The 14,089-nt window shown below is 39.1% G+C and carries 11 protein-coding genes and 1 pseudogene; all 12 read right to left on the reverse strand.

Going from position 1 to position 14,089, the window contains the following annotated elements:
- Positions 1–315: 315 nt before the first annotated feature.
- Positions 316–3,228, reverse strand: a pseudogene (locus AC1UFB_RS01880) (PolC-type DNA polymerase III); the annotation flags it as partial.
- Between the two features lie 154 nt (positions 3,229–3,382).
- Complete coding sequence (locus tag AC1UFB_RS01885) at positions 3,383–5,083, reverse strand: proline--tRNA ligase (protein WP_100346930.1); 1,701 nt, start codon at positions 5,081–5,083, stop codon at positions 3,383–3,385.
- Between the two features lie 117 nt (positions 5,084–5,200).
- Positions 5,201–6,460, reverse strand: a complete 1,260-nt coding sequence (gene rseP, locus AC1UFB_RS01890) for an RIP metalloprotease RseP (protein WP_025908953.1) — start codon at positions 6,458–6,460, stop codon at positions 5,201–5,203.
- A 76-nt stretch (positions 6,461–6,536) separates the two neighbouring features.
- Positions 6,537–7,688: a 1-deoxy-D-xylulose-5-phosphate reductoisomerase gene (gene dxr / locus AC1UFB_RS01895; RefSeq protein ID WP_025908954.1), complete on the reverse strand. Its 1,152-nt coding sequence runs from the start codon at positions 7,686–7,688 to the stop codon at positions 6,537–6,539.
- A gap of 77 nt (positions 7,689–7,765) precedes the next feature.
- The gene (locus tag AC1UFB_RS01900; protein ID WP_025908955.1) at positions 7,766–8,557 is read right to left on the reverse strand and encodes a phosphatidate cytidylyltransferase; all 792 of its coding nucleotides are present in this window, start codon (positions 8,555–8,557) and stop codon (positions 7,766–7,768) included.
- 17 nt (positions 8,558–8,574) lie between these two features.
- Complete coding sequence (locus AC1UFB_RS01905) at positions 8,575–9,357, reverse strand: isoprenyl transferase (RefSeq protein ID WP_100346929.1); 783 nt, start codon at positions 9,355–9,357, stop codon at positions 8,575–8,577.
- A gap of 139 nt (positions 9,358–9,496) precedes the next feature.
- Positions 9,497–10,054, reverse strand: coding sequence for a ribosome recycling factor (gene frr / locus AC1UFB_RS01910; protein WP_025908957.1), 558 nt, complete (start codon positions 10,052–10,054; stop codon positions 9,497–9,499).
- A 2-nt stretch (positions 10,055–10,056) separates the two neighbouring features.
- The gene (pyrH, locus tag AC1UFB_RS01915) at positions 10,057–10,779 is read right to left on the reverse strand and encodes a UMP kinase (RefSeq protein ID WP_025908958.1); all 723 of its coding nucleotides are present in this window, start codon (positions 10,777–10,779) and stop codon (positions 10,057–10,059) included.
- Between the two features lie 78 nt (positions 10,780–10,857).
- Entirely contained in the window at positions 10,858–11,739 is an 882-nt protein-coding gene (gene tsf, locus AC1UFB_RS01920) for a translation elongation factor Ts (RefSeq protein WP_025908959.1), read from the reverse strand.
- Between the two features lie 103 nt (positions 11,740–11,842).
- Positions 11,843–12,562: a 30S ribosomal protein S2 gene (gene rpsB / locus AC1UFB_RS01925; RefSeq protein ID WP_025908960.1), complete on the reverse strand. Its 720-nt coding sequence runs from the start codon at positions 12,560–12,562 to the stop codon at positions 11,843–11,845.
- Positions 12,563–12,720: 158 nt separating this feature from the next.
- Positions 12,721–13,260 carry a hypothetical protein gene (locus AC1UFB_RS01930; RefSeq protein WP_076512245.1) on the reverse strand — a complete coding sequence of 180 codons (540 nt, stop codon included), beginning with the start codon at positions 13,258–13,260 and terminating at the stop codon, positions 12,721–12,723.
- A 17-nt stretch (positions 13,261–13,277) separates the two neighbouring features.
- On the reverse strand, positions 13,278–14,042 hold the full coding sequence (locus tag AC1UFB_RS01935; protein ID WP_025908962.1) for a FliA/WhiG family RNA polymerase sigma factor: 765 nt from the start codon (positions 14,040–14,042) through the stop codon (positions 13,278–13,280).
- Positions 14,043–14,089 lie beyond the last annotated feature (47 nt).

Genomic DNA, 14,089 nt, shown 5'->3' on the forward strand with positions numbered 1-14,089 from the left:
TTCTGATATGTGACATTCACGAGAAGTCAATCGAGGGTTCGTCCCAGTTATTCTACTGATTCTAACCATATAGATTTTATAGACACCAGACCTATCGTTCACAGAAGCTTTATAGCTCCCTTTCCTCAGCCGTACTGTTAGGGTGACCTTCAGCCTACTTTAGCGGGCTTCAGACAAAAGTTGTTTTTGCATTACTTCTTATGCCTGCCGCAGCTTCAGTGAGTGTGTTTCAGGGCGTTACCCCATCATTCCACACTTCGAAATAGTAGTTCTCCTAGCATTATAGCTAGTGGCTAATCTTTTCAATTAGCAACGTGACGCACTCAAATCGATATCCGGTACTTTATCTCCTTTGAAACCAAGGAACGTTTCAAACGGAATGTCATGTCCGTCTTTTTTATACGGAGTGCCACATTCGACGCAACTTTTATCAGGGAGGTCAAATCCAGAACCTACCGAACCGTCATCAAAAAACTCCGAATGCTTACATGAAGGGCAAACATAGTGCGGCGGCAGTGGATTTACTTCGGTAATTTCCGTCATCGTCGCTACAAATGAAGATCCGACAGAACCACGCGACCCAACGAGATAGCCGTCATCTAGCGATTTCTTTACAAGCTTATGAGAAATTAGATAAATAACCGCGAAGCCGTGACCAATGATACTTTTTAACTCTTTTTCCAACCTTGCTTCAACAACTTCAGGCAAATCGTCTCCATAGATGCTTCTAGCCATCGCATAGCTCATCGCCCTCATTTCTTCATCGGCACCTTCAATTTTCGGCGTATATAAGTCGTCTTTAATCGGCTTAACTTCTTCAATCATATCAGCAACTTTTTGCGTATTGGCTACGACAATTTCCTTGGCTTTATCAGCACCTAAAAATGAGAAGCACTCCAACATTTCATCTGTTGTGCGGAAATGAACGTCCGGTAGCTGATGACGATTAAGCGGATTAGCGCCACCCTGTGAACTAATTAATATTTTTCGATATATTTTATCTTCTGGATTCAGATAATGAACGTTTCCAGTAGCAACTACAGGCTTCTCTAACTTTTCACCGAGCTTCACAATATTGTTAATAATGTCTTTTAACGCTCGCTCATCTCGCACCAGCTCTAGTTCGATGAGGTGCTTGTAGTTTTCAGGCGGCTGTACTTCAATGTAATCATAGAATTCTGCCGCTTCTTGCACTTCATCGATACCTTTTTGCATCATTCCTTCGAATACTTCACCGCGGTCGCAAGCAGTCCCGATTAAAATCCCTTCTCGAAACTTTTGAAGTTTGGAACGCGGGATACGCGGTACACGATAGAAATAGTTTAAATGAGACATTGAAATGAGCTTAAACAAGTTTTTTAAGCCTGTTTCATTTTGAGCCAACATCGTTACATGATACGGGCGTGCGCGCTGGTAAGCATTCCCTTCTCCCATATAATCGTTAAGCTGATTATGATTTAAGATATCACGTTCAAACGCATCTTTTAACATTTTGACTAGTAAATAACCAGTTGTTTCAGCATCATAAATCGCACGGTGATGCTGGACTAGCTCTACATCAAACTTTTTCGCTAACGTGTTCAAACGATGATTTTTCATATGTGGATATAAAAACCTTGCTAGCTCTAAGGTATCAATCACACCATTTTGCACTTTTTCAAATCCAGCTCGCTGTAATCCTGCATTTAAAAAGCCCATGTCAAAGCTCGCGTTATGTGCAACTAAAATGTCATTTCCAATCCAATCGCTGAACTTCTTTAATACCTCTGAAGCATCAGGCGCATCTTGGACCATATCGTCTGTAATGCCCGTTAATTCAATTGTTGTAGCTGAAAGAGGGTGATGCGGGTTAGCAAAGCTTTCAAACTTATCAATGATTTCTCCCTCTTTCATTTTAACAGCAGCCAGCTCAATGACCGTGTCATACACGGCTGATAAACCAGTTGTTTCTACGTCAAATACGATATACGTGGCATCTGGAAGCGAAACATCTTGAGGATTATATGCAATCGGCACACCGTCATCCACGAGATTTGCTTCGACACCATATAAAATTTTAATCCCGTTTTTCTTTCCCGCACCGTATGCTTCAGGGAAAGATTGTGCTACAGCATGGTCCGTTACGGCAATGGCTTTATGTCCCCACTTTTTAGCTTGACCAACCAATGTGCTTACCGATGTTACAGCGTCCATTTGACTCATCGGTGTATGGAGATGAAGCTCAACACGCTTTTCGTCATCAGAAGCTTTATCCTGTCTTGTAATTGGTGAAATTTCATTCACATCGTTTCCAATCATAACAAGATCGCGTACAAACGTATCATTTTGTACACTGCCTCGTACTTTCACCCACATGCCTTTTTTAATTGCTTGAAGCAGTGGAATATCTTCTTTATCGCGTGAGAACATCTTAATCATAATGGAATTTGTATAGTCTGTAATTTTAAAGATTAATAGCGTACGGCCGCTTCGAAGCTCTCTTGTTTCAGCATCAAATACATAGCCTTGTACAGCAATTCTCTTCTCTTCATCAACAATGGTATCAAGTGAGACCACTTCATCTTTAATTGTATAACCGATTGTAAGCGGACCTTTTGGTAAATCTGGCCCATCACTTTTATCGTTTTCTTTATTCTGCATTTCAGTAATGGCCTGAAGCACTTTTTCTGTATCTTCCTGCTTGCGCTGCTCAACAAACTGTTGAAAAGCTTCCTCAGAATGCACAACCTCTGTTACCAGCTGCATCTGTGGAAAACCATAGGACGAATACTGGTCGGCAATTAGCTGACCATATTTTTTTCGCAGAGCCGTTCCTTCCGCCTCATGTCTTGCATTTAATACTAGCTTTACACCATTTAGCGTTGGCCTTTGTCCTTGTAAAAGCGACATAAGTAAAGGCGAAATACCTTGAAGTTCACTGATACAATGTTGCCAGTAGCTTTGAATGTCGTCCTGTGTACATTCTTTCGTCTCTGCCGTAATAGAAAAAGAGACGTTTGCTATATGTGAGAAAGCTGACCGAATACGTGTTTGAAAAAGCTCATACACATTAAACGGAAGCACTCGTTGAAATTGAAAGTAAAAGTGCCATTTTTTTTGTTCTTTATTAATGACTACCTTCTCAATTGAGGCTTGGTCAAAATAAGGAACAACTTGGTCACTCGTTAACTCTAACTGCTGCAGCAGTAGCTTAAAACGCTCTTTTTTTCCTAGCGTTTGTTCTCCCAAAACTTCTGCCTCCTTTAAAAAATAATGCACTTCATTTTAACATAAACCTAGCATCGGCTGTTGACGCAATGCTTATAAAATCAAACGAAAATCGCTCAACTGCAAATACGAAACTTGTCATATTTGCATTGAGCGATTTTAAAATTAGCGTAAATTACTTAGCTAACATTTCCATAATTTTCGATTCTACTTCATCAACATGGACTTCAAATGATTCCCCTGTTTGACGCATTTTCACTTCTACAATTCCTTCTGAGGCACGTTTACCAACCGTAACGCGCACTGGAATTCCAATTAGATCTGAATCTGCGAATTTAACTCCTACACGTTCTTGTCGATCATCAAGCAGCACTTCTACACGACGATCTAATAACTGGTTATATAACGTTTCACCAAGCTCGCGCTGCTCATCATTTTTCACATTTACCGTGATAACATGGACATGATAAGGCGCAACAGCTTGAGGCCACACAAAACCTTTCTCGTCATTAAACTGCTCAGCAATCGCTGCTAATGTACGCGATACACCAATTCCGTAACAGCCCATAATCATTGGCTGAGAACGGCCATTTTCATCTAGGTATGTTGCGCCCATTGCTTCGCTATAGCGCGTACCTAATTTAAATACGTGACCCACTTCGATTCCTTTAGCAAACTTAATAATACCTTGTCCATCTGGAGAAACGTCTCCCTCTTGAATAAAGCGGAAGTCTTCATATGTTGCTGTAAAATCTCTCTCTGGATTCACGCCTTGGTAGTGAACACCATCTTCGTTCGCTCCGCATACGCCATTTACAACAGCTTTTACTGCATGATCTGCGACTACTTCAATCTTCTCGCTTACTTGAATAGGACCAAGTGACCCAATTTGAGCTGCCATCACTTCTTTTGCTTCCTCTGGCGTTGCAAGCTCAACAACTGTTGCTTCAAAATAATTTTTTACTTTGATATCATTAATCTCATGATCTCCACGAGCTAAGACCAACACAAAGCGATCATCTACCTTAAATAGCAGCGACTTAATGCATGATGATGCTTCGACATTTAAAAACGACGCAACTTCTTCAATTGTGCGCGCATCAGGCGTATTTACTTTTTCAAGTTCAACAGGTGCTTCGTTTGATTTCTTATACTGCGTTACGACTGGAGCCATTTCAATATTTGCAGCATAAGAAGATGTATCTGAATAAGCAATTGTATCTTCACCGATTTCAGATAGCACCATAAACTCATGCGTATCTTTTCCACCCATTGCCCCTGAATCTGCAATAACTGCGCGGAAGTTTAATCCGCAACGCTCAAAAATGCGGCTGTATGCTTCGTACATCTTATCATACACTTCATCTAAGCTTTCTTGTGAAGCATGGAAAGAATAAGCATCTTTCATCACAAACTCACGACCACGTAATAGTCCAAAACGCGGACGTTTTTCATCACGAAACTTTGTTTGGATTTGATATAGGTTTAAAGGTAATCTTTTGTATGATTTTACTTCATCACGAAGCAAGCTTGTAATAACTTCTTCATGCGTTGCGCCTAAAGCAAATTCACGGCTATGGCGATCGTTCATACGCATTAATTCTGGTCCATATGAATACCAACGGCCAGACTCTTTCCACAACTCTGCTTGTTGAAGTGCAGGCATTAGCAATTCAACTGAGCCAGCACGCTCCATTTCTTGTCTTACAATTTCTTCAACTTTTTGAAGCACTTTTTTACCTAAAGGTAAGAAGCTGTATACACCACTAGCATTTTGGCGAATAAAGCCTGATCTTACTAAAAGCTGATGACTTTTTACTTCTGCATCAGCAGGTACTTCTCTTAATGTAGGAATTAATGTTGCACTTTGTCTCATAACCTTGCACCTCTTTACTCACTTCTCTATTTTCATAGTTTATCACGCTTTTACAACCACAGTAAGCCCCTATTTACAGGGGCTTACCTTTGTTCATCACGTATTCCCTATTTGTTTTTATAAAAAGAAACTTTGAATGTCATTCCACGTTACTACAAGCATTAATAGCATAAGTAACGCAAATCCAATAAAGTGAACTACACCTTCTTTTTGACGATCAATCGGCTTACCCCGTACTGCTTCAACTGCAAAGAACACGAGACGTCCACCATCTAAAGCCGGAATAGGTAATAGATTCACGATTCCTAAGTTGATGCTTAAAACAGCCGCCCACTTCATTAGGTAGTAAATACCTGACTGTGCCACTTGGTCAGTAGCTGCATAAATACCAACAGGACCTGAAAGCATATCAAGTGAAAACTGTCCTGTCACTAGCTTTCCTAACCCAGTCACAATTTCTTTCATCCACGTTGCTGTTTCAGTTGCGCCGTTTGTGATAGAGCCAATTACCGACTTTTCAACAGGTGCATACACACCTATTAAACCGATTTTTTCTTCTCCCATTTCACGACTATCCGGTGTTACCTCTATTTCACGCGTTTCATCACCGCGATTAACAGTGAACGTAATCTCTTGCTCTGGATGCTTACGGATGACTTCAACAACATCTTGCCATGTCGAAACAGCTGCACCATCAATTGCTTGTACTTCATCACCTTGTTTCAAGCCCGCTTCAATAGCAGCGCCGTCCTTTGTTAATTCACCAAGTACCGGCTTATCAACTGCATAGCCTTGTGAAATCCCTAGCACCACAAAAATAACGAAAGCTAGCACAAAGTTCATTAAAGGACCTGCAAAGATAGCCATAGCACGTTGTCCCAATGTTTTGGAAGCAAATTGACGACTGTACGGTGCGATTTGAACCTCATCACCATCAACAATAAAGTACGACTCTTCAGCTACTCTAAAGGTGTGTAATCGTTCTTCATCTTCTGATTCATATCCTTTAATAACCATTTCATGCTCTAAGTCTGCATGCTCTACTTCAATCACTCTAGCATCTGGATATTGCTCTTTATTATTAATAATGACTTTTTCTACCTTTTCATCATTATTAAACAGTAAGCCAATAACCTGACCCGGTTTCACATCAATCATTTCCGGATCTTCCCCGGCCATACGTACGAATCCACCTAATGGCAATAAGCGAATTGTATAGACTGTTTCATCTCGTTTGAACGAAAGAATTTTCGGCCCAAAGCCGATAGCAAATTCACGGCATAGAATTCCAGCTCGTTTCGCAAAAATTAAATGCCCTAACTCATGGAAAAAGACAAGAGCACCAAAGATAATAATAAACGCAATGACCGTATTCAATGGGTATGCCCCCCTTCTTATGATAAGGTGAAACGTTAATCAGAAATGTACGCCTTCTTAAGTTATCATACTAACTTTAATTAGTACGAGCTAAAAGGTTTACAAGTTTTCTTGTTTCTAAATCTACTTCTTTTATTGTAGACAAGCAAGGATTTTTTATAACCTGATGCTCATTCATTGCTCGTTCAATCACATCTTCAATCTCTAAAAACGTAATAGCCCCATCTAAAAAGGCCTGAACAGCGGATTCATTTGCTGCGTTTAAAACCGTTGGCATCGTACCGCCTACTTTACCTGCTTCAAAAGCAAAACGCAAACATCTAAAGCGGTCTTGATCCATTTTCGAAAAGTGTAGCTGTCCAATATCAGCCAAGCTTAAACGATCTGTGCCCTGCAGCGGTAAGCGTTTTGGATAGGTTAACGCATATTGAATTGGCACGCGCATATCTGGTGTTCCAAGCTGTGCAATTACACTAGTATCAGCAAACTCCACCATTGAATGAATAATACTTTCTTTATGTAATAATACATCAATTTGTTCATACGGAATATCAAAAAGCCAGCGTGCCTCAATGACTTCTAGTCCTTTATTCATCATAGTAGCTGAGTCAATTGTAATTTTTGCGCCCATCGACCAATTTGGATGATTTAACGCTTCTTGAACGGTTACACCTTTTAACTCTTCTCTTGTTTTATCTCGGAAGCTACCGCCAGAAGCTGTTAAGATTAAACGATCGATTGCTTTATCATCTTGCCCTTGAAGGCTTTGAAAAATAGCTGAATGCTCGCTATCTACTGGTAAAATGTCCACTCCATACTCCTTAGCCGCACTCATAACAATATGGCCTGCTGTAACTAACGTTTCCTTATTGGCTAACGCAATTGTTTTTCTCATTTTAATCGCTTCAAGCGTTGGTACTAATCCAACACTTCCCACAACGGCATTCACTACTACTTCCGTTTCCGGGTGTGTCGCTACCGCCACCAAACCTTCTTCACCATACATGAACGTTACGTTTGGAAACTCCGCCTGCAGTGTTTCACTGTCTTCTTTGTTCATAAGTGAGACAAGAGATGGCTTACATACTTGAATAATCTTGCGTGCTTCTTGTACATTTCGACCAAATGACATAGCTACAAGTTCAAAAGAATCACAGTGAGCTTGAACAACGTCAACTGTTTGAAGTCCAATCGAACCTGTAGCACCTAATAAAGAAAGTTTCTTCAAATATATTCACTCCCATTACTTCAAAGACATGTTTTTACTGAGTAGACAAGCCTTAGCTATTTTTAATTATGGTTCTACTAGAGAGATAAAAGAAACGCCAGAATTGGCATAATAAATAGCAGACTGTCAAATCGGTCTAGTATTCCTCCATGCCCCGGTAAGAGTTTACCTGAATCTTTTACTCCATAATGTCGTTTAAATGCCGACTGTACTAAATCTCCCATTTGTCCAAACAAAGAGATGATGATTCCAATTAAAAGTACTGCGCCCATGGACTGCTCAATGCCCGACGTGACTTTAAAAATAACCGCAACTACTAATGCACATACTACTCCACCAACAAAACCTTCAATTGTTTTATTAGGACTAATCTCAGGCCACAGCTTTCTCTTCCCCATTGCTCGTCCGATAAAGTAAGCGCCAGAATCAGTTGCCCAAATTAAAAGAAATGCGAAAAATAAATATGTTAACCCATGCTCTGCACGAACTTCAATAAAGTAGTGAAAGCCTAGCCCTACGTAAATGGTCGTTAATAAAAGAAAACCTACGCCATCAAATGTAAATACATTTTTTACAACTACTGTATACATTAATAATAACAGCGTAGCAAATAGAGCTACTTCTACTTTATGTTCACTTACCATTTGAAATGCAACATCTGAGCTATTTGGTAGTAAAAACACCCACGTTAGTAGGAAACTGATAATGCTGGGAAAAGACAATGGTTTGATTTTTTTCATATTTAACAGTTCAACAACACCAATTGTTGCTAACAAATACATTAAAGCAGTAAATGGCATGCCACCAATCATGACAATAGGAACAAACACCGCTAGCGCAACAATGGCTGTAATGATTCTTTGTTTCATGTTAGTTCAACACCCTCTTAGACTCCACCAAAGCGACGCCCACGATTTTGGAACGCCTCAATTGCTTCAATTAAATGATTTTCTTTAAAATCTGGCCATAATACATCTGTAAACCAAAATTCAGTATAAGCTAACTGCCAAAGCATAAAGTTACTTAAGCGCAGTTCACCACTTGTTCGAATTAACAAATCTGGATCTTGTAAGCTCTTACTCATTAAATACGAAGAAAACAATTCGTCATTAATTTCAGAAGGATTTAAATTGTTAGATTCAACATCCTTCGCAATAGCCTGGACAGCCTTAACGATTTCATGTCGACTTCCATAATTAAGTGCAAAGTTCAAAATAAGGCCTGTATTATCTTTTGTTTCATCAATTGCCTTATCAACTGCACGTAATGTATGAGAAGGTAGTTCACTCTTATCTCCCATAATGCGCACCTGAACATTTTCTTCAATCAGCTCCGGTAAAAAAGTCGTTAAAAATTCCTCAGGTAACTTCATAAGGAATTCTACTTCCACCTTTGGTCGTTTCCAGTTCTCTGTTGAAAAAGCATATAAAGTTAGCGCTTTAACGCCCAATTGACTTGCTGCTTTTGTAATTTGTCGAACGACTTTCATTCCCTCATGATGTCCCATCATTCTAGGAAGTGCTCTTTTTTGTGCCCAGCGCCCATTACCATCCATAATAATTGCAATATGTTTTGGTACAGCCTGCTTCTTCACTCGCTCTTTTCGTTCCTCAAAAGACTGTGTGCCTGGATCTTGACTTTTTTTCCATGCTTGAATTTTTTTTAACATGCAAAGGTCCCCCGTTGTATGTTCTCATTGACATTTTGTTCTTTGTCATTCGATATTTTGTCTTACTACACATTATTAACAAAAAAACCCCCTGTAAACAATAGAGGGTCTTTTACAATATATTTTACATTGAAATGACTTATACCGCCATAATTTCCTGCTCTTTATCTTTTGTCACGCTATCAACTTTAGCAATGTGGTCATCCGTTAACTTTTGAATATCATCACTATATCCGCGAAGATCATCTTCTGTAATTTCACCGTTTTTCTCTAACTTTTTAAGGTCATCGTTTGCATCACGACGAATATTACGAACTGCTACTTTCGCATCTTCAGACGCTTTCTTCACTGTTTTAACAAGCTCTTTACGACGCTCTTCTGTTAAAGCAGGAATTGATAAACGGATGATTGAACCATCGCTTGTTGGCGTTAGGCCTAGGTCAGATTTCATAATTGCTTTTTCCACTTCACCAAGCTGTGATTTATCATAAGGTTGGATTACCAACATACGAGCTTCCGGTACGCTAACTTGTGCAAGTTGATTAATTGGTGTTGGAACACCATAATATTCAACCGTCACGCGGTCTAATAATGAAGCACTCGCACGTCCAGCACGAATTGAAGCTAATTCACGACTATATGACTGAAGTGCTTTTTCCATTCTTTCCTTTGCATCTTGCAACACTTGTTTTGCCATCATTATTTCCCCCTTACAATTGTTCCAATATTTTCGCCTGTTACGGCACGTTTGATGTTTCCTTCTTCCGTAATCGAGAAGACGATTAGCGGAATATCATTATCCATGCATAGAGAAGAAGCAGTCGAATCCATTACAGCTAGTCCATCCTTTAAGACATCAATGTATGTTAATGTTTCATACTTTACTGCGTCTGGAACTAGTTTCGGATCAGCATTGTATACGCCATCAACATTATTTTTCGCCATTAGAATTACATCTGCTTCAATTTCAGCCGCACGCAACGCAGCTGTCGTATCAGTAGAGAAGTAAGGATTTCCTGTACCTGCTGCAAAGATTACAACGCGTTTCTTCTCAAGGTGACGAACCGCTTTTCTTCTTATGTATGGTTCAGCAACTTGTCTCATTTCGATAGATGTTTGAACGCGAGTTTGTACTCCAATGTTCTCTAAGCTATCTTGAAGTGCTAGTGAATTCATAACAGTTGCAAGCATGCCCATGTAATCTGCAGCTGCACGGTCCATTCCCATTTCGCTACCAATTTTACCACGCCAAATGTTTCCACCACCAACGACTACTGCTACTTCAACGCCTAAGTCATAAACGTCTTTCACTTGCTCTGCAACCGACTTAATGATAGAAGGATTAATACCAAATCCGTCTTCTCCTGCTAATGCTTCGCCACTTAATTTTAATACAATACGATTATATTTTGCTTGACTCATGCCTAACCTCCATCGTCAACGGTGAGATCCATTTTTTTAAAAAAGGGAACACAGAGTGTTCCCCATTTAATCACATTCTTACTTTTTAACTTGGCTCATTACTTCTTCAGCAAAGTTGTCTTGACGCTTCTCAATACCTTCTCCTACTTCAAAGCGTACAAAGCTCTCTACTGTTGCACCTTTGCTCTCAACGAATTGACGAACTTTTTGATCAGGATTTTTAACAAATGTTTGATCTAATAAGCAGATATCTTCGAAGAATTTGCTTAAGCGACCTTCAACCATTTTTGCAACGATTTTTTCTGGCTTACCTTCGTTTAATGCTTGCTGTGTTAATACTTCACGCTCACGCTCAGTCTCTTCAGCAGAAACTTCGTCACGAGATACATATTTAGGGTTGATAGCAGCGATGTGCATTGCAACATCTTTTGCAGCTTGCTCATCAGTTGTACCAGATAATACTGTTAATACACCAATGCGTCCACCCATGTGTAAGTAAGCACCAAATGCGTCAGCATCTGTTTTGCTTACTACAGCGAAACGACGTAGAGAAAGTTTTTCACCAATTGTAGCGATTGCTGAGTTAATGTGCTCTTCTACAGTAGCTCCATTTTCCATTTTTTGAGCAACAGCTTCTTCAACGTTAGCTGGTTTGTTAGCTAAGATATGTGCAGCAAGTTCTTTTGTTAACTTCTGGAAACCTTCGTTTTTCGCAACGAAATCTGTTTCAGAGTTTACTTCAAGGATAACTGCTTCGTTACCTTGTGTTTCAATGTAAGTTAAACCTTCAGCAGCGATACGATCAGATTTCTTAGCCGCTTTAGCAATACCTTTTTCACGTAAGAAATCGATTGCTTTTTCCATGTCACCGCCAGTTTCAGTTAATGCTTTTTTACAATCCATCATACCAGCGCCAGTTTTTTCACGTAATTCTTTTACCATTTGAGCTGTAATTGCCATAATAAATAGCCTCCTTATTTGGGTATGTACTCTATATCAATTAATTAAATCTTTTCAAAAAAAGGTGATAAAAGGCTATTCCCTCTTATCACCTTTCGTGGAATTAAGCAGTAGTTGTTTCAGTTTCAACTGCTGTTTCTTCACCTTGTTTTGCTTCTAAGATTGCATCAGCGATTTTAGAAGTTAAAAGTTTCACAGCACGAATTGCATCATCGTTTGCAGGGATTACATAATCAATTTCGTCTGGATCACAGTTTGTATCTACGATACCAACGATTGGGATGTGTAATTTTTTAGCTTCTGCTACTGCGATACGCTCTTTACGAGGATCGATGATGAATAATGCATCAGGAAGTTGTTTCATATCTTTGATACCGCCTAAGAATTTCTCAAGACGCTCTAACTCTTTTTTAAGTTGAACTACTTCTTTCTTAGGTAGTACTTCAAAAGTACCGTCTTCTTGCATTCTTTCGATGTCTTTTAAACGCTTAATACGTTTTTGGATTGTAGAGAAGTTTGTTAATGTACCACCTAACCAACGTTGGTTAACGAAGTACATACCAGCGCGAGCTGCTTCTTCTTTAACAGAATCTTGAGCTTGCTTTTTAGTACCTACGAATAACATAGTACCGCCATCAGCAGCTAATTCTTTAACGAAGCGGTAAGCTTCTTCTACTTTCTTAACTGTTTTTTGAAGATCGATAATGTAGATACCGTTACGCTCAGTGAAGATATATTTCTTCATTTTTGGGTTCCAACGGCGAGTTTGGTGACCGAAATGTACACCAGCTTCTAGTAATTGTTTCATTGAAATTACTGACATGTGTTTTTCCTCCTAATGGTTTTGATTATCCTCCGCTCATTTCATCTTTAGCCAAAACTACAAAGCGTAGCACCAATGACTAAATCAATGAGCGTGTGTATTAACACCAAAAACAAATATAGCACACTCACTTTTCACAAGCAAGCCTAAAATGCAGTTTATTGTTGAAATTTCAACAATAACTCAATTTCAGTTTTTCCTCTATATAGATTTTTCGCAATTTCTTCGATTGTTAAACCTTTTTTTTGCAGAGAAAGCGCAATTTCTTGTACTTCATTTCTAGATAATTTACTAGCTTCTTCCTTTGTCAGTTCGTTTTCACTTCTTTCAACTTCTTCGGTCATCTCTTGTTGAAGAAGTTCTGCAAAAGACTCTTGTGGTTCGCTTTTTAAATCTATTTTTTGATAAGCAATATCTAACTTTTCTTTCCCTTCCTCATCAGAAGGTGGTTTTGTTATAGACACACCTGGCTGTTCAGCTTCTATTCGCTTCATTCTTTGCTGCACCTTTAGTAGAAAAGCATCGTTTTGAGCATCCACTTCCGCTAAATAAGTCGCCATTGTGCTATCCATTTCCTCTATTATTTCACGCTGTTTTTTTTCTAAAGCATTTACCGAATACAGCTGCTGACGCAACCGCCAAACAACTAGAAGCGTCACACTGTGTAAAACAAAGCTAATCATTAATAAGATATACATTGTAAAATCCCTCCAACTTACATCATTTTATTTAACGTATTTCTTAGTTTGAACAAAGCTTTTGAGTGTATTTGTGAAATACGTGATGTGGATAAACCTAAAACGTGTCCAATTTCAGTAAACGTCAATTCTTCTTTATAAAATAATGAAATGACAAGCTGCTCTTTCTCATTAAGCTTTTCAATTACCCGAACCAGTTCCGCAAAGTATTCTTCTTTTAAAAGATGGTCTTCAGGAGTAATCATTCTCTCGTCACGGATTGTATACGATTGGTGATCACCTTCATCATGCTCTTTTATTGGTTCTTCAATTGATAAAACATTAGCGAAAAAACCTTCATTCATCACATGAATGACTTCTTCTTCTGTCATCTTTACTTCACTAGCAATCTCTTGAACAGTAACATTTCGTAAATAATGTTGTTCAAGTTTTTCAATCGTATGCTCCACTCTTTTGGCTTTTTCACGTGCGCTTCTAGAGAGCCAATCTTCTTTTCTTAATCCGTCTAAAATAGCACCTCTGATACGGAACGATGCATACGTATCAAATTTCAAATCACGTTTATGGTCAAATTTTTCAAGTGCATCATACAACCCCATTAAGCCAAGGCTTTTTAACTCTTCTTTATGTACATTTCGAGGTAAACCCACTCCAATTCGTTGCACATGGTAATTGACAAGCGGCATATATTGCTTCACAAGCAAATTACCAGCCTCTTCATCTCGTTCTTTTGACCATTTTTCCCACCGTTTCTTTTCATCCATTACATTTACACTTGTCATGACGGCTTCTCCCCCTTCTTTCGTACAATAAATAGCTATCCTTTTAG

Source organism: Priestia sp. KCTC 13724, from assembly GCF_056820425.1.